Raw genomic sequence first — 21,716 nt, 5'->3', positions numbered from 1 at the left:
CCAGGCAGGGCGCGCGCCGCCGCGCCGGATGCCGTATGCCTCCGCAACACCTTCCATGTCCATCGATGTCACCGCTGCCGGCGGATACATTGATGAAACACTCCAGTGTCGTGCAGGACACACTAGGAGCTTCGAACGAACCTGTCCACACTTTCCGATGCGTTGGCATGAACTTTCGTCTTGTTAACCAAAAGTCACCGCTCGATGGCGGTCGCGCAGCGCCGGCGGACGACGGCTACGATGGGTGACAGCACCGACAAGAAATTTGGTCGGTGGGTGTAAGGTGGGGATACGGTGGCGTTCACCGGCCTGGTCCTGTGTGCTCAGCAGGCCTGGCGCCAGGCGTCGAGATCTTCCTTCTTCTTCATCGACGAGAAGCGCAGGGCGGTGGTCTTCGGGCAGAACTTGCCGGTGTCGACGTCGTACTCGACGTGGAAGACGGGCTTGCCGGCGGCGATGAACACCTTGAGGGTGTCGCACTCGTCGTAGTGGGCGCACTCCTCGTTGACGGCGAAGACGAACGCCGGCTCGAGCGCGCCCGCCTGCTCGACGTCGTTCTTCAGGCCGACGCCCAGGCCCAGGCGGTGCGCGAGGTCGGCGACGCGCCGGTTGAAGGTCAGCTGGTCGTCGGCGGTCAGCGGGAAGCCGCTGTTGTTGGCGTAGCCGTCGACGTTGTCGGGTTCGACCGCGTCGAAGCCCTTGTCCTTGCAGACCTTGAACCTGGCCTCCAGCAGGGGTGCGAGGGTGTCCCAGCGGCGGATGTCGAGCCACTTCTCCCCCGGCCAGCCCTCCAGGCCCTTGCCGCGCACCGACTCCGGGAAGTTGCCGGCGTCGGCGCGGAAGTCCTCGTGGGCGCCGACGTTGACGTAGCAGATGACGCGGCGGCCGGCGGACTTCAGGCGGGCGACGTCCGCGGCGGAGGTGGTGACCGCGTCGACGTCGTACACGTCGACCGCGACGGACGTGTCGAGGGTGCCGGTCAGCTGCCACTGCCAGGTGGCCCCGACCGCCGGCTTCCACCAGCCACCGGCAACGGCGCCGGACGGTGAAACGGACGCGGCGCCCGACGGCGACGCCGAGCCGAGGCCGCCGAAGCCGGACGGCGGCACGGCGGCCGTCCGCGGTGTGCCGCGGCCCCCGCCCGGACCGTCGTCGCCGTCGCCGGAGTTCGTGCAGGCGGCCGCGTACAGGACGGTCAGCAGGATCAGGCCGCACAGGGCGAATCGGAGCCGGCGGTCGGTCACCGGGCCGCCGCCCGTTCGCGCACGACCGTCGGGATCCCCTCATACGGCAGGGGCGCGGGCAGGTCGGTGACGAGTCCGTGCGGCGCCCTGGACAGCAGCAGCGCGGTCGCGGTGCCGACGCGTTCGGTCGGCACGCCGTAGACGAGGTGCGCCGCGTTCGGCCAGTCGCGGCCGTCGGGCAGCCCGTACGCCGGCGGGGCGTCCACATAGGACCCCCAGGAGCCCTCGAAGGTGCACACGACGTCGGCCAGGTCCGCGTAGCCGGGCAGGCACCTGGTCCCCGGGTTGAGCACCACCGATCCGCGCACCGCCCGCACCACCTGCGTCACGTAGGCCAGGCCGGCCGCGTCCGCCAGCACCTGGTCGAAGAAGATACCGCCGACCGGGTACTGCGCCCAGCCGACGATGTCGCACCACACCTCGCCGTTGGCGCGGTTGCCGTAGTCGAGGTCGACGTAGCCGAGCATCCGCACGCCGGAGCGGTGCAGGCGGGCGATCGCCACCGCGTACACCTCGTCGCGGCCGGCACCGCCGGGTCCGTTGTGGACGTTGACGATCGTCGTCGGCCGTTCGGTGCTGCGGCACAGCGACTCCCACGCGTCGGGGTCGACGAGCGGGTGGACGTACAGCGGCAGGAGCATCATCGGTAACTCTCCGGGTCACGCAGGACGAGCGCCGCGACGGCGAGACCCGGCAGGCCGGCTCCGAGCAGGGTCGCGACGGCGAGGGTTTCGGTGAACGTGGGCGCCACGTGCACCAGGGCGGGGGCCCAGTGCCCGACGCCCGCGACGAGCAGCGTCGGCCACCAGACGACGAGGGCCGCGGTGCCGGCCCGGCCGTGCGCAGCGAGGACCAGGCACAGCGCGTACACGCCGGTGAGCAGGATCGCGGCGGCCAGCGCCTGCCCGCCGGGGCCGCTGAGGCCGACCCACACGGCACCGGCGATCGCGGCGCCGAGCCCGACCGGGACGCACAACACGGCGACGGTGCCCTTGCTGATCCGGGCGAGCCGCCGGTCGAAGGCGCCGCGGTCGGCGAGCACGGCCCGCGCGTACGCGATGCGCCGCTGATGCCACACCAGCGTCAGCTCGATGAGCGGCACCCCGACGAGCAGCGGGACCGCCTCGACCGGGACCCGGTGCGGCGCGATCCCGTCGAGGGCGACGGCCCGCAGCAGCGCCGCCTGGCCGGTGCCGACGAGGCCGTAGAGCAGGGCGTAGCCGATGTCGCCGCGCCAGGACCGCCACCGCCGCCACGGCATCCGGCCGCTGACGTCGGCGCCGACGACGGGCCGGAACGCGACGGCGACCAGGGCGACGACCCCGCACAGCAGCGCGGTGGCCGCCCAGGGGCCGAGCCCGGCGGCGAGCCCGGCGGTCGCCAGCCAGCACGGGACGGCCGCCGCGAGCACGACCCGTTCACGGCCGGTGACGAGGGCGACGGCGGCGACCGCGAACAGCGCCAGCTGCACGGCGGCGACCGTGTACGCCCGCGCCCCGGTCCCGGTGAGCGCGAGCGCCCACAGGCCGGCGAGGCCGAGGAACCCCGCGCCGAGCAGCCGGGCGGCGGCGGTGACGCCCCGCTCCGACAGGGTCCGGTAGCCGAGGTAGGACAGGGCCTGCCCGCCGCCCCAGCCGAGCAGCAGCGTCCCGGTCGTGGCGAGCGGCGCGACACCGTCCACTTCAGACACGGCGCCGAGGCCGATGGCGAGCGGGGTCAGGTAGATCGTGGCCCGGGTGACGGTGTCGGTGACGACGGCGCGGGCGGTCGGCCCCCGGTCGATCAGGGCGGTGTGCACGGCCGTCTCGGCGGTGTCGAGGGTACGCGCGACGACCCGCCCGGCCAGCGCGAACACCGACGGCATGCCGTACTCCCGGTCGGCGACGCGGTCGTTGATGCCGTTGGCCTCCAGGATCGCGGCGACCTCGTCGACGTCGACGGCGCCGGCGCAGTCCTCGCGCATCCGGTCGGCGAGCGCCGCGACCGGGTCGGTGGAGACCCGCCCGACGAACCGCAGCGACTCGCCGCGTCCCACCGCGGACAGCCGGGCCCGCCGCTGCATCGGCACCACGACGAGCGAATCAGCACTCATGTCGCCCTCCGTGCTGGATTCGCCATGATCCGGCAAAAGCCTGTGTACCCAGGGGTGCACAAGGTCCTCCGGATCACGAGAAGACCAGCACGGGCTCGGGCGCCGGGACGCGGCTGTCCGTCAGGTCCTCGTACCGGCCGCGGTAGGCGGTCAGGCAGCGGTCCAGGGTGTGCTCACGCAACGCCCGCTGCCGGCCGTCGTGTCCGGTCCCGGCCCGCAGGTCCGGTGAGGTGAGCAGTGCGATGCACGCCTCGCCGAATGCCTGCGGGTCGCGCGGCGGCACGACCAGTCCCGCGTCGCCGACCGCCTCGGCGACGCCGCCGACGTCGGTGCTGACCGTCGGCCGGCCGCACATCATCGCCTCGCGCACCGTGTAGGGCATGCCCTCGGAGATGCTGGACAGTGCCGCGACCTGACCCGCCGCGAACGCGTCCCGGCTGGACGTGCACGGCCCGGCCCAGGTGACGGCGTCGGTGAGGCCGAGTTCGGCGGCGGTGGCGCGGCAGTCGGCGGCGTACGCCTCGTTGCCCGCGGGGACGGGACCGGCGAGGTGCAGCCGGGCGTCGGGGACCGCGGCCCGGACGACGGCGAGGGCCCGGATGAGCGTCTCCAGGTCCTTGAGCGGGTCGATCCGCCCGACCCACGAGATGACGGGTTCGGCGGGTTCGGTGGTCAGCGGCGGGAACCGGGCCGGGTCGACGCCGTTGCCGATGACGGCGAGCTTCGCCGGGTCGGCGCCGTGCCGCACCGCCCACCGCGAGTTGAACCCGCTGACCGGGGTGATGAGGTTCGCCTCCCAGTACGACAGCCGGGCCAGGGCCCGGTGGAACCGCAGCAGCGCGGTCTTCACCCCGGGCGTCTGATTGCCCGCGGACAGGTACCGTTCCCGCAGGTAGACGCCGTGTTCGGTCATCAGGAACGGCACCCCGGTGCGCCATTTCGCGGCCAGGGCGACCATGGATGACAGCCCGTTGGCGTTGGCGTGCACGAGGTCCGTGCCGGCGGGGAGTTCGGCGGCCAGGGGACGCAGCGCGTGCTCCAGCAGCACCCCGGCCACGTCGGCGTCGCGGAGGGTGAGCCGGGGCAGGTGGATGCCGTCGAACCTGGCCCGGGCCCACGCGTCGACCAGGATGTCTGCCAGCCCGACGCCGGCGAGGGGGTGGCGGCCGGTGCGGGCGGGCCGGAACCGGCCGGGGCGGGGCCGCGCGAGCTCGGCGAGCTCACGCAGCCCCTCGGTGAAGACGACCAGGTCGGCCGCGGTGTCGCCGAGCATCCCCCGGCACAGCCTCGCGGCGGCCCGTTCGGGCTTGCCGCGGGCCGGCCGGGCGGTGCCCCAGACCGGGACCGGGGTCAGCGACCGGACGTTGCCGGGCAGCTGCACCGCGGGCCGGTCCGGTTCGGTGCCGACGATGGCCACGAGGTCCCAGTCGACGTCGGGCAGTCCACGCACCAGCTGGTCGCACCAGGTGCTGACGCCGCCGGTGACGTACGGGTAGGTGCCTTCGTTGACGAGCACGACACGCACGGCGCGGACCTCAGCTGCCCAGGCGGAGCAGCTGCGAGGCGTTGCGGTTCAGGCTCCGCCAGGCGGAGCGCTCCCCGCCGTAGGGGTCGCCGAAGTTGCCGCCGGTGACCTCGATGCCGAGCACCGACATGGTGATGAGTTTGGTGCCGTTGGGCATGGTGACCGGCACGTCGAGGGTGCCGCTGCCCCGGTTGACGACGGTGACCTTGCCGTCGAGGGTGTAGGCCTCCACGGACCGGGCCTGCAGCGCCGCCGCCCACGCCGCCTGCCGCTTGTTCTGCAGCGCGGTCTCGGCGAACTTCGGGTTCACGATCGGGGTGGCGGTGGTGTAGGTGGCCGCGTAGCGGGCGAGGACCGCGTCGAGCACCGGGTAGAGGATGCGGTCCTCGGCGAGGTTCGACTGGTGCGCGTAGTGCGGGGCCGGGTTGGTGGAGACGAGGTGGTCGTAGGCGATGCGGGCCTCGATCGGCACGATGTAGGTGTCGAAGCCGTTCGCGCCGAGCGGGGTGATGCAGGTGGAGGCGGGGTTGTTCGAGCAGATGCCGCTGCCGCCGTCGGCCTGGCTGGTGTAGATCCAGTTGTACTCGTCGACCTCTTCGGCCTTCGTGGCCACGTTGTAGTAGATGTTCATCGGGTAGCGGGGCACGGTGACGGCGTTGCCGACGGCGCGGGTGGTCTGCTCGCGGGACGCGTCGGACGCGATGTACTTCACGCCGGTGGCGTTCAGCGCGGGCGCCAGGTTCGGGTTGTCGGCCGGCATCTGCGGCAGCGTCCTGAGCCCGGAGTGTTCGCCGGTGACGAGTTCGGCGGCGTCGACGGTGATGCCCTTGCCCTTGGCCCAGTCGGTGTTGGTCTTGATCTGGGCGGTGATGTCGGCCTGCGACGTCCACTTCGTGGCGCCGTAGCCGTCGGTCGCGCACTTCCACGGCGCCACCGTGAGGTCCTGGACGCAGCCGAGGTACGGGTGCTCGTAGGTGTGGTTGATCCAGCGGAACTGGGTTCGGTTGTTCACCATCGCGGTCGTCAGCGGGTCGCCGGCGCCGGCTTCGACGCTGCCGCCGCCGTTGAAGACGACGTCGAGCTTGAGTGCGTTGGCCTGCTGCCAGGCGATGAGTGCCTGCACGTCCGCGGGCGTCATCCGGATCGGCGTGTTGGCCGGGGTCCCGGCCCCGCAGTCGTCGCCGACGGTGCAGTTGTGCGTGGTGTCCCACCGGTCGTCGGGGAGGAACACGTCGTCGACGTGGACGCTGAAGAAGTTGCGGGTGATGCCGAGGTGGATGCCCTTGGTGAGCCAGGTGACGAGGCCGTGGCCGAGTTCCATGGCGTGGGTTTGGTACCGGTTCGCGGCGAGCGTGACGACGAGTTCCTCGCGGCCGTCGTGGGTGTAGACGCCCATGAGGGAACCGCCGGCGCCCGCCGTGGTGCCGGTGACGAGCGGGGTGAAGGTCGCGCCGGCCGGCAGGGTGCTCGCGGGCACGCCGAAGTATCCGTAGGACTCGATGACGCCCGGGTCGCGGTCGTCGATGCGGACGGTGCCGTCGAGGTAGCCGAACCCGGCGGCCTTGCCGGCGTCGGTGACGTTCATGGCGGCGCCGTCCAGGACGCCGCTCCACGCGAGGTCCTGGCCGACGTTCGGGTTGGCCCAGGTGTACGCGTCGAGCCGGCGGACCTTGAACTCGCGTTCGAAGTCGGCGAGGGCGGTCGCCTCGGTGCCGGTGACCGCGCCCTCGTTCGGCACGATCACGCCCTGGAACTTGGCCCGGCGCACGCCGCTGACGGAGTCGGCGAGGAACGCGGGGGTGATCGCCGGGCGGGCGCTGTCGCCGAGGGCGAGCGTGTCGTAGGGGACGCCCTCCCGGTCGAGCTGGGCGCGGAGCATGTCGATGCCGGTGCTGCCGTCGTCGAGCACGAGGACCCGCAGGTCGATGCGCTGCCTGGGTTCGGCGGCGAGGGCGGGGGTGGCGACGAGGACGCCGGTGGCGGCGACGAGTGCCAGGGCTCCGGCGAGGACTCGCCGGCGGATCCGGAACTTCAACGTGGTGCTCCTTCGGGGGGAAGTTGCAGGTTGCGTTGCGGTTATGCGGCTTGGGTCTCCGGGACGGGGGTCGTGGCGGCGCTGCGGACGATCTCGTCGAGGTCGTGGCGGGCGCGCCAGCCGAGCAGGTCCTCGATGCGGGCCGGTGAGGCGACGACCGCGGCGGGGTCGCCGGCCCGCCGGGGGGCGACGGCGAACGGCAGCGGCCGTTGCAGGGCCCGCCCGACGGCGTCGATCATCTGGAGCACCGAGGCGCCCTCGCCGCGGCCGACGTTGAGCACCTCGTCGTGGATCTGCCGGTGGTGCAGCGCCAGGGCCGCCTTCACGTGCGCGCCGGCGACGTCCTCGACGTGGATGTAGTCGCGCACGGCGGTGCCGTCCGGGGTCGGGTAGTCGTCGCCGTAGACGGTCGCGGGGATCCCGGCCGCGGCCGCGCGCAGCAGGCGCGGCACGAGGTTGGTGCCGCCGTGGTCGCGCAGGTTCGGCGCGCCGGCGCCGGCGACGTTGAAGTAGCGCAGCGCGGTCCAGCCGAAGCCGGCGCTGGCGGCCGCGTCGCGCAGCATCCACTCGCCGATGAGTTTGGTGCGGCCGTAGGCGTTCTCGGGTGCCGTCCGGTCGAGCTCGGTGACCGGGGACCCGGCCGGCGTGCCGTAGACGGCGGCGCTGGAGCTGAACAGGACCGACCGGGTGCCGGTGGCGGCGACGGCGGCGAGGACGCTGCGCAGGCCGTCGAGGTTGTCCTGGTAGTAGCGCAGCGGGTGGGCGGTCGACTCGGCGACGTCCTTGCGGGCGGCCAGGTGGATGACCCCGTCGGGCTGGTGGCGGCGGAACAGGTCGCGCATGGTGGTGCTGTCGCGCACGTCGGCGCGCACCAGCGGGACCCCGAGCGGCAGGCGGGCGGCGCGCCCGGTCGACAGGTCGTCGACGACGACCGATTCGACTCCGGACTCGCCGAGGGCGGTGACGACGTGCGCGCCGATGTACCCGGCGCCTCCAGTGACAAGCCATCTCACGTTGGGGGCAACGAGGGTCTATCACTACGAATCGGGCAACTGTCGTTTTCCTGACAGAACGAACACCCGAAAGTCCGACCGAAGTCCCTCCACGGGTCCCGTAACCCAGTGTGGCCGACGACCCGACCAGCAGGTTTACGAACACGCCAAAAATGCCCGAAATGTACGTCGTGCGGTGGTGAGCCGGGTCGCAACGCTCATCCCCGCCGGCCCGCTGCCGACAACAGGGGCGCAGCGACGACGACTACCGGACGGGGGAGGCACATGCCTGACGCTCGGCTGCCCATCCCGCTGTGGCCGTTCGGCCCGTTCCAGCCGCTGACGCTCCAGGTGCACGAGCTGACCGTGCACGGCCGCAACAGCGAGGCCCTGGCGCTCGCCGACCGGCTCGAACACGTCGTCGGCCTGCTCGGCGACGACCGCTCCGTCGGCATGATCCGCCAGGGCCGGCTGTACGCGCTGATCAGCCTCGGCCGGCTGCACTTCCTGCGCGCCGACCTGCCCACCGCCGCCCGCATCGGCGAACGCATCCGCGACGTCGTCACCGGCCGGGACTGGAACCAGGTCGCGTTCGGCCTCCGCGTGACGCTGAGCATCGGCGTCGCGGCGCTGCACGACGGCATGGACGGCCGGGAGCTCTACGACCGGGCCGACCGCAACCTGTACGCCGCCAAACGCGGCGGCCGGAACCGCGTCGCCGCCTGAGCACAGGAGCGGCACGGGTGCGTCGGTGGCGCGCTCTGGCAAACGCGGCGGCTGGGACCACGTCGCCGCCTGAGCGCCGGCCGGGACCGCGTCGCCGCCTGACGGCAGGAGCGGCACGGGTGCGGCGTCGGTGGCGCGCTCTGCTTCATCAGACCGTACCCCAGCCGACCTAATCGTCCGACGGGATCGTCACCCGTTGTAACCGCTGGAGTTTGACAGAAGAGCGGTCAGGCGCGCAGCAGGCGGGCCGCGTCCACGGCCCAGTAGGTGAGGATCATGGACGCGCCGGCGCGGCGGATCGAGGTCAGGGTCTCGAGCACGACCTTGTCCCGGTCGAGCCAGCCGTTGGCGACCGCGGCCTCGACCATCGCGTACTCGCCGGAGACCTGGTAGGCGGCGACCGGCACGTCGACGGCGGCCGCGACCTTGGTGACCACGTCGAGGTACGGCAGTGCCGGCTTGACCATGACCATGTCGGCGCCCTCCTCGATGTCGAGGGCCACCTCGCGCAGCGCCTCGCGGATGTTGCCGGCGGGGTCCTGCTGGTAGGCCTTGCGGTCGCCGACGAGGGCGGACTCCACGGCCTCGCGGAAGGGGCCGAAGAAGGCGCTCGCGTACTTCACCGCGTACGCCAGCAGCGCCACCTCCGGGTAGCCGGCCTCGTCGAGGGCCCGGCGGACGACCCCGATCTGGCCGTCCATCATGCCGGACGGGCCGAGCACGTGGGCGCCGGCCGCGGCCTGTGCGATCGCCAGCTCGGCGTACGCGGCGAGGGTGGCGTCGTTGTCGACGGTGCCGTCCGGGGCGAGGACGCCGCAGTGCCCGTGCGAGGTGAACTCGTCGAGGCACAGGTCACTCATGACGACGGTGGCGTCGCCGACCTCGGCCACCACGTCGCGGATGGCGACGTTGAGGATGCCGTCGGGGTCGGCGCCCGCCGAGCCGGTCTCGTCCCGGGTCTCCGGGATGCCGAAGAGCATGATCCCGCCGACCCCCGCGTGGACCGCCTCAGCGGCGGCCTTACGCAGGGACTCGCGGGAGTGCTGGACGACGCCGGGCAGCGACGAGATGGGTCGCGGCTCGGCGAGTCCCTCTTTCACGAACATGGGCAGGATGAGGTTGGACGGCTCGACGTGTGTCTCGGCGACGAGCCGTCGCATCGCTGGGGTACGACGCAGCCGACGAGGGCGGACGGTCGGGAAACCAGCCATGATGCAAACCTCTCTAACGGAACCTGAGTGCGGTCGGACCCTGGACCTTGGAGCCGCGGCGCTGCTTCGCCGGCATCGCGGCGAGCTTCTCGCGCAGTTCCACGGCGTAGCCGGCGAGCGCCTCGACCAGGTCCGGGACGGACGCGTGCGGCGGTTGGACGTCCACGCGCAGCCCGAACTCGACCGCAGTGTCCGCGGTCTTCGGGCCGATGACGGCCACGACGGTGCGGGCGTGCGGCTTGCCGGCGATGCCGACGAGGTTGCGCACGGTAGAGGACGAGGTGAACAGGACCGCGTCGAACCCGCCGGACTTGATGGCGTCGCGGATGTCGGCCGGCGGCGGGGCCGCGCGGACGGTCCGGTATGCGGTGACGTCGTCGACCTCCCACCCGAGCTCGGTGAGGCCGGCGGCGAGCGTCTCGGTGGCGATGTCGGCGCGGGGCAGCAGCACCCGGCCGACGGGGTCGAGGATCTCGTCGTGCGGGGAGAACTCGGCCAGGAGCCCCTCGGAGGACTGCTCGCCCGCCGGGATGAGCTCGGGGACGATGCCGAAGCCGCGGACGGCCTCCGCGGTCGCCTCGCCGATGCAGGCGACCTTGACACCGCCGAAGTGGCGGGCGTCCAGGCCGTGCTCGGCGAACTTCTCCCAGACGGCGCGGACCGCGTTGACGGAGGTGAAGACGGTCCAGGCGTACCGGCCGTCGACGAGGCCCTTGATGGCGCGTTCCATCTGCGCGGGCGTGCGGGGCGGCTCGACGGCGATCGTCGGCACCTCGCACGGGATCGCCCCGTAGGCACGGAGGCGCTCGCTCATCGCGCCGGCCTGCTCCTTGGTGCGGGGGACGAGGACCTTCCACCCGTACAGGGGCCGGTTCTCCCACCAGCCGAGCTTCTCCCGCTGGCCGACGCCGGCGCCGAGGCAGAGCACGACCCGCCCGGCGAACCCGAGGGCGGCGGCGACCATGCTGTCGACGGTGGTGGCGGAGCTGTACTGGGTCTCGCCGGTGCCGTCGCCGGTGACGGAGACAGGCGTGGTGGCGTCGACCCCGGCGGCGAGGAGCCCGTCGCGGACGGCGGCGAGGTCACCGGCGTCGACGGCGAGGGCCGAGGAGCCCCGGCTGACGGCGGCGGCGATCGACTCGAAGTCCACCGACTGGACGTCGTCGACGTCGGCGGTGACGCGGACCCCGGGGAGGGGGACGCCGGCGTACGTGGCGACGCCCGCGGCCTGCCCGATGCCGGGCACGACCTCGAACGGCACGGCGGTGCGGGCGACGGCCTGCACCTCCTTGAGGACCGTGTCGTGGGCGAGCGGGTCGCCACCGACAAGGTGGATGGCGCGCAGCCCGGACCGGGCCGCGGACAGCAGCACCTTGGCGACGTCGCCGGGCGCTCCCTCGGCCGGGGAGAACTGCGCCTCGGGGTCGGCGTCGGCGCGGATCACGCTGAGCAGCGACTCGGGGACGTTGCGGTCGTAGACGATGTGGTCGGCGGACACCAGCGCCTCATGGGCGCGACGCGTCAGCAGGCCTGGATCGCCGGGGCCTGCCCCGACGAAGGCGATCCGGCCGGTGCTGCCCTTACGGGTGCGGGTCATGCTGCACTCCCAGTGCGTTGTCGGCGCCTTCTTCGCGTAGGTCGCGGGCCAAGGCTCGGCCCACCTCCGCGGCGTCGGCGAGCGTTCCGGTGCGTGACAGCCGGAGGGCGAACCCGCCGTCCGGGCTGAAGACCGCACCGCGCAGATAGATCTCCGGTCCGTCGTCGCCTTCTGCGACCTCGGCCAGTGCCGCGATCGGGGCGGAACAGCCCGCCTCGAGCTCGGCCAACAGCGCCCGCTCGGCGGTGACCGCCGCGCGGGTGTATTCGTCGTCGAGCGCGGCGAGGAGCTCGCGCAGCTCGGCATCGTCTTCCCGGCACTCGACCGCGAGTGCGCCCTGCGCGGGGGCGGGCAGCATCAGCAGCGGGTCGAGGACCTCGGTGGCCTCGCCGGCGCGGCCGAGGCGGGTCAGGCCGGCCTGGGCGAGGACGATCGCGTCGAACTCGCCTTCGGCGAGCTTGCGCAGGCGGGTGTCGACGTTGCCGCGCAGCGGCAGCGGTTCGAACCGGCGGCCGAGGGCGTTGAGCTGGGCGATGCGGCGCAGCGCGCCGGTGCCGATCCGCGCGCCGACGGGCAGCTCGTTGAGGGTCAGGCCGCCGCGGGCGACGAGCGCGTCGCGGGGGTCGTGCCGCTGCGGGATCGCCGCGATGGCGAGGCCCTTGGCCGGTGCGGTGGGCAGGTCCTTGTAGGAGTGCACCGCGAAGTCGATCTCGTTGGCGAGCAGCGCGTCGCGCAGGGCGGAGACGAAGACGCCGACGCCGAGGGTCTGGATGGGCGCGCTGGAGCGGTCGCCGGTGGTCACGATCTCGACGAGCTCGACGTCGCGGCCGGTCCGGTCCCGGACGGCCTGGGCGACGGTGCCGGACTGCGCCATCGCCAGGGCGCTGCCCCGGGTGCCAAGTCTGAGCGTCATGGGTGCACCTCGCCTGCGGCGGCCGGGTCGATGTCAGCGGTGGGGATCTGCAGGTCGAACAGCTCGCGGAGCGCCTGAGCATATGCCTCGCCACCGGGCTCGGCGGCGAGTTGCCGGACCCGGACGGTCGGTTGGTGGAGCAGACGCTGGACGATGCGGTGGATGCTGTGGGCCACTTCGGCCCGGTGGTTGTCGGTGAGTTCGGGGCAGCGCTGGGCCAGGCGGCCGAGCTCGGCCTCGACGACCTCGTCGGCCCGGGCGCGCAGGGCGGCGACGGTGGGCGCCACGTCGGCGCCGCGCAGCCAGGTGAGGAACGCCTCGACCTCGCCGGCCACGATGTCCTCGGCGGCGCGCTGCTCGGCGTCGGCGGTCGTGGACAGCGACTCCGACAGCAGCTCGATGTCGACGAGGGTGACGCCGGGCAGGTCACCGACGCCGTGGGCGACGTCGCGCGGGAGCGCGAGGTCGAGCACCAGCAGCGGGTGGCCGGCCGCGCCGACGAGGGCGGCGTCCAGGACGGGTCCGGGTGACGCGGTGGCGCTGATGACGACGTCGACCTGCTCGAGCGCCGTCGGGAGGGTGGCGTACGGCACCGCGATAGCGCCGTGCAGTTCGGCGAGGCGCTCCGCGCGTGCGGCGCTGCGGTTCGTGACGTACAGCGGGTGCGCGCCGGAGCGGCGCAGCGTCGCCAGGGACAGCGCGCCCATCGCGCCGGCGCCGATCACCAGCGCGGGCCGGCCCTCGACGGTGCCGGTGGCGCCCTGCCCGTAGGCGAGGGCGGCGCTGACGACGCTCTGCCCGGCCCGGTCGATCTCGGTCTCGGCGTGCACGCGTTTGCCGACCCGCAGCGCCTGCTGGAGCAGCTCGTGCAGGACCCGGCCGGCGGTGCCCTGTTCGGCGGCCACACCGTACGCGTCGCGGAGCTGCCCGAGGATCTGCGCCTCGCCGACGACCATCGAGTCGAGGCCGGCGGCGACGCGGAAGGCGTGGCGGACGGCGTCGACCTCGTAGTGGACGTACAGCTGCGGGGCGAGGTCGCCGACGGTCGTGCCGGAGCGGGCGGCGAGCATGCCGCCGATGTCGGCGAGGGCGCCGTGGAAGGCGGTGACGGAGGCGTAGATCTCGACCCGGTTGCAGGTGGAGAGCATGACGGCCTCGTCGACGTACGGCTGGGCGACGAGGTCGGCGAGGACGGCCGGCATTGCATCGCCGGCGACGGCGACGCGCTCGAGCAGGGGCACCCCTGCGGTCCGGTGTGAGATGCCGACGACAAGCAGGTTCACGCCGTCACCTCCGCAGCACTGCGGCGCCGGCCTGAACCGGCACTGCGCTTCTGGTGCACGGCTTCTCTGCTGCGCTCCGAACCGTTCACGTAGCCACCGCCTCCCCGCCGAGCCGGTTGGCCATGCCGACCCGCCCGGGTTTCTGCACCGCGGCCGGCAGCGCGGTGAGCGCTGACTTGCGGTGCTCGTGGAAGGACAGGATTTGCAGTTCGATGGCCAGGTCGACCTTACGCACGTCGACGCCGTCGGGAACGTTCAAGACACAGGGTGCGAAATTCAAGACACTCGTCACGCCGGCCTCGACAAGACGGTCCGCGACGTGCTGGGCGGCGTGCGCCGGGGTGGCGATCACGGCGATGGAGATGGACTCCTGGTCGACCACTTCGGGCAGGTCGTCGATGTGCCGCACGACCAGGCCGTTGATGTGTTCGCCGACGCGGCCGTGGTCGGCGTCGAAGAGTGCGGCGATGCGGAACCCGCGGGTGCCGAAGCCGGCGTAGCCGGCGAGGGCGTGACCGAGATTACCCACGCCGACGAGGGCGACGGCCCTGCGGTGGGTGAGGCCGAGGACCTGCTCGATCTGGTCGATGAGCAGGGTCACGTCGTAGCCGACGCCGCGGGTGCCGGTGCGGCCGAGGTGCGAGAGGTCTTTGCGGAGCTTGGCGGAGTTGACGCCGGCGGCCGCTGCGAGGCCCTCCGAGGAGACCGTGTCGTGCCCGTCCTCTGCGAGGTGGTGCAGGGCGCGTAGGTACTCCGGAAGCCTGGCGACGGTCGCCTCCGGAAGGTCCGGAAAGTCCGGTCCGTCGGTGGGGCCGGTGCGCTGCTGGCTCATGAGTCTCCGTGACGACGACGGGTTGTGACGGCGCCCCTGCCCGCAGCCCGATCCGGTGGCACCGGAAGGAGGCCGCTTGCGATGGCTGTTACCGCCTGTGCTAGCGGGGTTCGTCGTTGCAACAGAGTAGGCGCTTGTGAAGCCGTGCACAAATCGCGATCTTGAAGCGTCCACGCCAACCATGCAGAGGTCAGCGCCCGCCCGTGCGGCCCACGTTCCCGTGGAATGCCCCCGCGGCACCTGTGTGCCCCTTTCCCGGACCAGGCCGGCAGCGGGCGGGCGCTCGATTGAGTATCTCCACAAAATCGGGCATAGCGCCGCCGACACGCTGACGCCGTTTTCCCACCGGTAGCCAGCCTACACGTGCCGGTAGGGTTGCCCCTACCAGCGAGTGGCCGGGCCGCGGGATGGGATGGGAGAGGCGTCGTGCATAGCGTCGATGACATGACAACGACCATCACTCCTCGCCACCGCGGCATCTTCCGTCAGCTCGGCGTCGACACGCAGTACGTGCTGCTCGGCTTCCCTCTCGGCCTCGTGACCGTGGTGCTGTTCCTCGTCGGGTTCAGCCTCGGACTGGGCCTGCTCGTGACCGTGCTCGGCTTCCCGATCCTGGTCGCGACACTCTTCCAGGCCCGCGGTTTCGCCACCGTCGAACGCGCCCGGATCGGACCGGTCCTGCGGACACGGCTACCACATCCGTACTACAAGAAACCCGACCCGGACGACGGCTTCTGGCGCAAGATGCTGGTGCCCCTCAGCGACGGCCAGTCGTGGCTGGACCTGCTGCACGGCATTCTGCGGTTCATCCCGAGCACGATCGCGTTCGCATTCGTCGTCACCTGGTGGGCCGGCGCCCTCGGCGGTGTCACCACCATTCTATGGGACTGGTCGATCCCCCGCCCACCGGACAACAAGGACCTCAACGAGCTCATCGGCCTCGGCAGTGGCGACAACGTGCGGATCCTGCTGTACACCGGCATCGGCATCATCTTCGCGCTCACCCTGCTGCCGGTCGTGCGGGGCGCGGCCCAGCTGGAGGCGCAGTTCGCCCGGGCGCTGCTCAACGGGGTCAACGAGCTGCGGGAGCAGGTCGCGGCCGCCGAGGCCGGCCGGGACGCGGCCCGGGCACAGCGGGAGGCCGCCGTGTCCGCCGAGGCGACCGCCCTGCGCCGGCTCGAACGCGACATCCACGACGGCCCGCAGCAGCGCCTGGTGCGCCTCGCGATGGACCTCGGCCGCGCCGACCTGCAGTTCGAGTCGGACCCGCAGGCGGCCCGCGCGACGGTCGCCGAGGCCCTCGCCCAGACCCGGGAGACGCTCGACGAGCTGCGGGCGCTGTCGCGGGGGATCGCGCCGCCGATCCTGGTCGACCGGGGGCTGCGGGCGGCGCTGACCGCGCTCGCCGGCCGGTCGCCGGTGCCGGTGGACCTGGAGCTGCCCGAGCTGGACGAGCGGCTCGCGGAGAGCCTGGAGACCACGACCTACTTCGTCGTGGCGGAGGCGCTGACGAACGTCGCGAAGCACAGCGGCGCCGAGGAGGCCACCGTGCGGCTGCAGCGCTCCGCGTACGGGCTGCTGGTCACGGTCGAGGACGACGGGGCCGGCGGCGCCAGCTTCGCCAAGGGCCACGGCCTGACGGGTCTCGCCGACCGGGTCAAGGCCGCCGGCGGTGAGATGACCGTCACCAGCCCCGCCGGCGGCGGCACCCGCCTCACCGCGATCCTGCCCACCTGAAGGGTCCCGCCGGCGGCGCCGGCGGGACCACCGGTCAGCTCTGCAGGTACGTCAGCACCGCCAGCACCCGGCGGTGCTGTTCGTCGTCCGGGGGCAGGTCGAGCTTGGTGAAGATGTTCTTGACGTGCTTCTCCACCGCGCCGTCGGTGACCACCAGCTTGCGGGCGATCGCCGTGTTGGACCGGCCCTCGGCCATGAGGCCCAGCACCTCCCGCTCCCGCGGGGTGAGGCTGCGCAGCGGGTCGTCGCGGCGGCGGCGGACCAGCAGCTGCCCGACCACCTCCGGGTCCAGGACGGTGGCACCGGTCGCGACGCGCTGCATCCCGTCGAGGAAGTCGGCGACGTCCGACACCCGGTCCTTGAGCAGGTAGCCGACGGCGCCGGCCCGGTCGGCGAGGAGGTCGTCGGCGTAGGACACCTCGACGTACTGCGACAGGACCAGGATCGGGGTGCCGGGCACCTGCCGGCGGGCCTCGACCGCGGCGCGCAGCCCCTCGTCGGTGTGTGACGGCGGCATCCGCACGTCGACGATCGCGACGTCGGGCCGGTGTTCCACGACCGCCTCGACGAGGCTCGGGCCGTCCCCGACGGCGGCGACGACGGTGTGGCCGCTCTCGGTGAGCAACCGGACGAGGCCCTCGCGCAGCAGCACCGCGTCGTCGGCCACGACGACCCGCAGGCTGGTCATGCGACTTCACTCCGTTCCGGGCCGGTCATGCCGCGCTCGCCGTCTCGACCGCTTCCCGCAGTGTGTACGCCACTGGCAGGCCGGTCGCCTTGAGCAGGGTCACGTCGGTGAAGCCGCCCGCGTACAGCACGCAGGTCGCGCCCAGCGAGGTGGCGGCCTCGCCGTCGTCGACGGAGTCGCCGATCAGCACCACCTCCGCCGGGTCGATCCGCAGGGCCTGCAGGTGCCGGTCCAGGTAGGCGGCCTTGCGGTGGCCGCCGACGGTGCCGGGCAGGCCGTCGACCCGCACCAGGTGGGCGCCGAGGCCGTGCCGCTCGACCTCGATGAGCAGCTCGTCGTGGAAGAACATCGACAGCAGCGACTGGGTGCCGGTCCAGTGGGCCATCGCCTCAAGGGCGTCGGGTGCGAGCTTCACGTCGGCCATGCCCAGCCGGTACGCGTCGTGGAACGCGTCGTCGAGCAGCTGGAACTCGACCTCGTCGACGGGCCGTGCCAGGACGTGGGCGTAGTAGTCGAGGATCGGCCGGCGGAAGTCGCGGCGGTGGTCCTCGGCGGTGATCACCGGCCCGCCGACGGTGGCCAGGCAGACGTTGGTGGCGTCGACGACGAGTTTCAGGTCGTCCAGGAGGGTTCCGTTCCAGTCCCAAACCAGGTGCTTCACCCGGGTGAGGATAGCTGTATGTCGCGCCGGAGCCGGTCCTCCTCGACCCGCCAGTAGCCGTGCTCCTTGCCGTCGAGGAGGACGACGGGGATGCGGAAGCCGTACTCGTCCTCCAGCGCGTCGTCGCCGGTGATGTCGATCTCGGTCCACTCCTCGCCGGTCGCGGCGGCGACCCGGGCCATGGCCTCCTTGGCGACGTCGCACAGGTGGCAGCCGGGCCGGGTGTACAGGGTGAGCCTCATCGCAGTGCCGCCTTGCGGATCTTGCCGGTCGCGGAGTGCGGCAGCTCGTCGACGAACTCGACGGCGGTCGGACATTTGAACCGGGCGAGGTTGCGTTCGCAGTGCGCGATCAGCTCCTCCGCGGTGACCTGCGACCCGGGCCGCCGCACGACGACGACCTTGACGGTCTGGCCGGTGTACGGATGGGGCACGCCCAGCGCCGCCGCCTCCACGACCGCCGGGTGCGCGGCGAGGACGAGTTCGATCTCGTGCGGGTACACGTTGAAACCGCTGACCAGGATCAGCTCGCCGAGCCGGTCCACGATGAACAGGTCGCCGTCCTCGTCGGCGTAGGCGACGTCGCCGGTCGCCCACCAGCCGTCGGCGTCGGGCGCGCCCTCGCCACCGGGCCAGTAGCCGTCGAACAGGTTCCGGCCGCGCACGACGATCTCGCCGGGGTCGGTGCGGACCTCGTCGTCCTCGTCGAGGAGGACCTCCTCGCCGCCGGCGTCGACGAGCCTCAGTTCGACCCCGGGGATCGCCCGGCCGATGGAGCCGGGCTTCACCGTCGCACCGGCGAGCGTGCTGGTGACGACGGGGGCGGCCTCCGTCAGCCCGTACCCCTGATGCACCGGCTGACCGGTCGCCTCGACGAACCGGCGCTCGGCCGCGGCGTCGAGCGGGGACGCGCCGCAGACGGCGAGGCGCACCCCGGCCCAGGCGCGGGTGAGCCGCTCCCCCATCAGCGACCAGGCGATGAACATGGGCGGGACGCCGACCACGCCGGTGACGCCGTGCCGCTCGATCACCTCGAGGGAGTCCGCCGGGTCGAACCGCTCGACGAGCACGCCGCAGGCCCCGTGGTAGGCGACCGCGCCGAGGCCGCTGTTGAGCCCGTACGCGTGGAAGAGCGGCACGGCGAGCAGCAGCACGTCGTCGGGGCGCACGGGCGGCGGGTCGAGGGCGGCGAGCTGCTCGTGATTGGCGAGCAGGGCCCGGTGCGACAGCATCGCGCCCTTCGGGGCGCCGGCGGTGCCGGACGTGTAGAGCAGGATCGCGAGATCGCTGTTCCCCGGGTCCGCCCTGCCCGCCGTGAAGAGCTCCTGCAGGTTGTCGCCGAGGGTGTACCGGCGGGCGTCCTTGACCGCGCCGGTCACCGACCGGGTGCCGACGACGACCGCGGCGCCGGAGTCGGTGATCACGTGCGTCAGCTCGCGCTCGGTGTACGCGGGGTTGACCGGGACCGCGACGAGCCCGGCACGCAGCACCCCGAAGAACACGGCGGCGAACTCGGGCACGTTGGGCAGGGCGACGGCGACCCGGGCGGGTCCGTGCTCGTCGCCGGGCAGGCCGAGGGCGGCCAGGTTGGCGGCGACCGCGTCGACCTGCTGGTCGAGCTCGGACCAGGTGATCAGGGTGGCGTGTGATCGCAGCGCCGGTCGGGCGCCGTGGGAGGCGGCGGCGCGCCGGACCAGATCGGCGAAGTTGGTGACGTCCTGCACGATCGATCAGTCTGCCACGCCGAGGGTGGGTTGCTGTCAACCGAGAGATCACCCGTCACCGATCACCCGCTCGTATGCCAGGGTGCTTACGCGCCCGACACGCCGACTGAGTAAAGGTCCACTCGATCGTGTGCGTCCGGTGTGTCGTGCCCAAGTAAGTGCGGCGTGCCTACGTCCCGTTTGCCCAAGTTTTCGGCGTGTTGCACGGCGTGTCGTTACGAAGTGACGGACAGCATGTGCGCCGGGACGGCCCCGTTCTGTGGGAAGAATTGTGCCCTCACGCCAAAGACTGCCCACATGCGGGTGACGCCGGACCTATCATCACCCAAGTCAGCTCACCCCATTTGTTGCGAGTTGACACCCCTCACCCCGAGGAGGCCGAAGTGCCCGTGATCGCGCCGAATAGGCCGTGTGGTCTGGATTGCGACGCATGACCGCGATCCAGCACGTGTTCGACGCCGAGCACGCACTCGCCGATGGGCTGTACCTGCTGCGCGACTCCGTCCGCGAGTCACTGCGCGACATGCTCAGCACCGTGATCCGCGGTGAAGGCGGCAGCGTCCCCCGGACGCGGGGCCGCCCACACACCAACGAGGCACCCACCCGTCAGGGTTCCGGCGGCGGTGCCGGCACAAACGTCAGACCGAACACTGGCGCCAAGCCGTCGCCCGGGGCCGGCCTGATCGAGGAGGACACCGTCCCGATCTCGCAGGTCGCGGTGGCGGGGACCCTCACCGAGCCTCTCGTGGACACCGGTCCACCCGGCTCCCAGGAACCGGCCAAGCCGGCCCGGCCGGACCGCAGCGACCCGGCGTCGGAGGTGTGGGCGCTCATCGAACGCGCCCAGGCCGGCGACGGCGCGGCGTTCGGGCTGCTCTACGACCGGTACTTCGACACCGTCTTCCGGTTCGTGTACTTCCGCGTCGGCAACCGGCAGCTCGCCGAGGACCTGACCGCCGACACCTTCCTGCGGGCGTTGAAGCGCATCGGCAGCTTCACCTGGCAGGGCCGTGACCTCGGCGCCTGGCTGGTGACGATCGCCCGGAACCTGGTCGCCGACCACTTCAAGTCCGGCCGGTACCGCCTCGAGGTCACCACCGGCGACGTGCTGGACGCCGACCGGCCGGACCGGGGGCCGGAAGGCAGCCCCGAGGCCGCGGTCATCGACCACATCACGAACGTCGACCTGCTCAAGGCGGTCAAGCAGCTCAACCCGGAACAGCAGGAGTGCATCGTGCTGCGCTTCCTGCACGGCTTCTCCGTCGCCGAGACCGCCCAGGCCATGAGCAAGAACGAGGGCGCGATCAAGGCGTTGCAGTACCGCGCGGTCAGGGCCCTCGCGCGGCTGCTCCCCGACGGATTCCAGCCGTGACCGCTGTCACCTTCCGTTACAGTCCCTCCTCCAGCGCCGTAACCAGCCTCCGCTCTGCACCGTTGGTCCGGGTGCGACCGTTGGCTTGGCGCACGGCGGACGCGGTGGCACACCATCCCGCTACCCTGCCGCGCCTGAGTGACGCGATCAGCGAAGGGGGGTGCCTCAGGTGATCGGCTCCGTCTTCCACCGTCGTCGGGCTGAGCGTTTCGCACAGCTCATGGACGAGGCAGCAGGAGCCCGCAGGCACCGCTTGAGGTCCACGCTCGACGACTCCCTGACCGGACTGGTCTCAGTCAGCCAACGGCTGACCGACCTCCCGGTCAAGGTGGAGACGCAGCAGGAGTTCAAGGACGGACTGCGGGCCATGCTCCTGGCCACAGCAGAACGAGAAGGCATCGGCATCACCGCCAAGGATCCCGAGCCCGAGGTGTCCCGCAGAGGGTTGCGTTCCCTGCGCCGCCCGGCGGGCAGCCGGCCCGCGGTCAGCCGCCGGACCCGCACCCGCGGCGCGATCGTCGTCGGCCTCGCCGCCGGCACCCTCGCACTGTCGGGCATGTCCGCGGCGAGCGGCGACGCCATTCCCGGCGACGCCCTCTACTCGGTGAAACGGTCCACGGAGAAGGCCCAGCTGGCACTCGCCGGCTCGGACATCAGCCGGGGCCAGCTGTACCTGGAGTTCGCCCGGACCCGGCTCGACGAGGCCCAGGCGGTGAAGGACCCGGCGGGTCTGGCCGCGGTCCTCGACGACATGGACAGCGAGACGCTCGAAGGTGTGCGCCTGCTGACCGCGACCGCCGTCGGCCGCAAGGACGCCGCCGCCCTGGATGCCATCGACGCGTTCACCAGCACCCAGCGGGCCGGCGCCGAGAAGCTCCGCGACGGGGTCAACGGCGACGCCCGGGCCCGGTCCGCCAAGTCCGTGACCCTGCTGGACGAGATCGACCGCCGCTCCAAGGCGATCCGTCCGCTGATCAAGTGCGGTTCCGCCGCGGTCTCCGCCGCCGACCAGCTCGGACCGGTGCCCAACAGCACCGCCTGCAAGCCCGCCGGTCAGAAGACCTCCGGGTCCAACACCCAGCAGC

General features: G+C 72.3%; 18 protein-coding genes and 1 pseudogene. 4 read left to right on the top strand and 15 right to left on the bottom strand.

Features of this window, described 5'->3' with window-relative positions; genetic code table 11:
• Nucleotides 1-323: 323 nt before the first annotated feature.
• The 6 genes from ACFPIJ_RS06200 to galE all read right to left on the bottom strand — a co-directional run bounded on the left by ACFPIJ_RS06200 (nucleotide 324) and on the right by galE (nucleotide 7,909).
• A complete protein-coding gene (locus ACFPIJ_RS06200) occupies nucleotides 324-1,244 on the bottom strand; it encodes an endo alpha-1,4 polygalactosaminidase (RefSeq protein WP_380113628.1) in 921 nt (306 codons plus the stop codon).
• Complete coding sequence (locus ACFPIJ_RS06195; protein WP_380113627.1) at nucleotides 1,241-1,888, bottom strand: spherulation-specific family 4 protein; 648 nt, start codon at nucleotides 1,886-1,888, stop codon at nucleotides 1,241-1,243. Before ACFPIJ_RS06195 ends, ACFPIJ_RS06200 begins: the two co-directional genes overlap by 4 nt.
• Nucleotides 1,885-3,336, bottom strand: coding sequence for a hypothetical protein (locus tag ACFPIJ_RS06190; protein WP_380113626.1), 1,452 nt, complete (start codon nucleotides 3,334-3,336; stop codon nucleotides 1,885-1,887). The genes ACFPIJ_RS06195 and ACFPIJ_RS06190 overlap by 4 nt, the downstream gene beginning before the upstream one ends.
• 73 nt (nucleotides 3,337-3,409) lie before the next feature.
• A complete protein-coding gene (gene pelF, locus ACFPIJ_RS06185; RefSeq protein WP_380113625.1) occupies nucleotides 3,410-4,861 on the bottom strand; it encodes a GT4 family glycosyltransferase PelF in 1,452 nt (483 codons plus the stop codon).
• 10 nt (nucleotides 4,862-4,871) lie between these two features.
• Entirely contained in the window at nucleotides 4,872-6,896 is a 2,025-nt protein-coding gene (locus ACFPIJ_RS06180; RefSeq protein ID WP_380113624.1) for a hypothetical protein, read from the bottom strand.
• Between the two features lie 41 nt (nucleotides 6,897-6,937).
• Nucleotides 6,938-7,909 (bottom strand): UDP-glucose 4-epimerase GalE, encoded by a 972-nt coding sequence (gene galE / locus ACFPIJ_RS06175; RefSeq protein ID WP_380113623.1) that lies wholly within the window; start codon nucleotides 7,907-7,909, stop codon nucleotides 6,938-6,940.
• A gap of 264 nt (nucleotides 7,910-8,173) precedes the next feature.
• On the opposite strand from galE, the gene ACFPIJ_RS06170 reads away from it, so the two are divergent.
• On the top strand, nucleotides 8,174-8,614 hold the full coding sequence (locus ACFPIJ_RS06170; protein WP_380113622.1) for a GGDEF domain-containing protein: 441 nt from the start codon (nucleotides 8,174-8,176) through the stop codon (nucleotides 8,612-8,614).
• A 227-nt stretch (nucleotides 8,615-8,841) separates the two neighbouring features.
• Here the strand turns inward: ACFPIJ_RS06170 and hemB are convergent, their stop codons facing one another.
• The 5 genes from hemB to ACFPIJ_RS06145 all read right to left on the bottom strand — a co-directional run bounded on the left by hemB (nucleotide 8,842) and on the right by ACFPIJ_RS06145 (nucleotide 14,450).
• Nucleotides 8,842-9,825, bottom strand: a complete 984-nt coding sequence (gene hemB / locus ACFPIJ_RS06165) for a porphobilinogen synthase (protein ID WP_380113621.1) — start codon at nucleotides 9,823-9,825, stop codon at nucleotides 8,842-8,844.
• Between the two features lie 13 nt (nucleotides 9,826-9,838).
• On the bottom strand, nucleotides 9,839-11,422 hold the full coding sequence (locus ACFPIJ_RS06160; RefSeq protein WP_380113620.1) for a bifunctional uroporphyrinogen-III C-methyltransferase/uroporphyrinogen-III synthase: 1,584 nt from the start codon (nucleotides 11,420-11,422) through the stop codon (nucleotides 9,839-9,841).
• Nucleotides 11,406-12,335 (bottom strand): hydroxymethylbilane synthase, encoded by a 930-nt coding sequence (hemC, locus tag ACFPIJ_RS06155; protein WP_380113619.1) that lies wholly within the window; start codon nucleotides 12,333-12,335, stop codon nucleotides 11,406-11,408. The genes ACFPIJ_RS06160 and hemC overlap by 17 nt, the downstream gene beginning before the upstream one ends.
• Complete coding sequence (locus tag ACFPIJ_RS06150; protein WP_380113618.1) at nucleotides 12,332-13,618, bottom strand: glutamyl-tRNA reductase; 1,287 nt, start codon at nucleotides 13,616-13,618, stop codon at nucleotides 12,332-12,334. Before ACFPIJ_RS06150 ends, hemC begins: the two co-directional genes overlap by 4 nt.
• A gap of 85 nt (nucleotides 13,619-13,703) precedes the next feature.
• Nucleotides 13,704-14,450 (bottom strand): redox-sensing transcriptional repressor Rex, encoded by a 747-nt coding sequence (locus ACFPIJ_RS06145; RefSeq protein ID WP_380113617.1) that lies wholly within the window; start codon nucleotides 14,448-14,450, stop codon nucleotides 13,704-13,706.
• 444 nt (nucleotides 14,451-14,894) lie between these two features.
• On the opposite strand from ACFPIJ_RS06145, the gene ACFPIJ_RS06140 reads away from it, so the two are divergent.
• Complete coding sequence (locus ACFPIJ_RS06140) at nucleotides 14,895-16,187, top strand: sensor histidine kinase (RefSeq protein WP_380113616.1); 1,293 nt, start codon at nucleotides 14,895-14,897, stop codon at nucleotides 16,185-16,187.
• Between the two features lie 34 nt (nucleotides 16,188-16,221).
• Here ACFPIJ_RS06140 and ACFPIJ_RS06135 read toward each other — a convergent pair whose 3' ends face one another.
• Genes ACFPIJ_RS06135 through ACFPIJ_RS06120 form a run of 4 tightly spaced genes read right to left on the bottom strand, consistent with a single transcriptional unit; the run spans nucleotide 16,222 to nucleotide 19,259 of the window.
• A complete protein-coding gene (locus tag ACFPIJ_RS06135) occupies nucleotides 16,222-16,866 on the bottom strand; it encodes a response regulator (RefSeq protein ID WP_380113664.1) in 645 nt (214 codons plus the stop codon).
• 34 nt (nucleotides 16,867-16,900) lie between these two features.
• The gene (locus tag ACFPIJ_RS06130; RefSeq protein ID WP_380113615.1) at nucleotides 16,901-17,536 is read right to left on the bottom strand and encodes an HAD family hydrolase; all 636 of its coding nucleotides are present in this window, start codon (nucleotides 17,534-17,536) and stop codon (nucleotides 16,901-16,903) included.
• Entirely contained in the window at nucleotides 17,533-17,778 is a 246-nt protein-coding gene (locus ACFPIJ_RS06125) for a glutaredoxin family protein (protein WP_380113614.1), read from the bottom strand. Before ACFPIJ_RS06125 ends, ACFPIJ_RS06130 begins: the two co-directional genes overlap by 4 nt.
• Nucleotides 17,775-19,259, bottom strand: a complete 1,485-nt coding sequence (locus ACFPIJ_RS06120) for an AMP-binding protein (protein ID WP_380113613.1) — start codon at nucleotides 19,257-19,259, stop codon at nucleotides 17,775-17,777. Before ACFPIJ_RS06120 ends, ACFPIJ_RS06125 begins: the two co-directional genes overlap by 4 nt.
• Nucleotides 19,260-19,698: 439 nt before the next feature.
• On the opposite strand from ACFPIJ_RS06120, the gene ACFPIJ_RS06115 reads away from it, so the two are divergent.
• On the top strand, nucleotides 19,699-20,631 hold the full coding sequence (locus ACFPIJ_RS06115; protein WP_380113663.1) for a sigma-70 family RNA polymerase sigma factor: 933 nt from the start codon (nucleotides 19,699-19,701) through the stop codon (nucleotides 20,629-20,631).
• 220 nt (nucleotides 20,632-20,851) lie between these two features.
• A pseudogene (locus ACFPIJ_RS06110) lies at nucleotides 20,852-21,664 on the top strand (DUF5667 domain-containing protein); the annotation flags it as partial.
• Nucleotides 21,665-21,716 lie beyond the last annotated feature (52 nt).

Origin of the sequence: Dactylosporangium cerinum, from assembly GCF_042653625.1 — a bacterium.
Classification (GTDB): Bacteria; Actinomycetota; Actinomycetes; order Mycobacteriales; family Micromonosporaceae; genus Dactylosporangium; species Dactylosporangium cerinum.
This window is presented reverse-complemented; position numbering and strand designations above follow the sequence as displayed.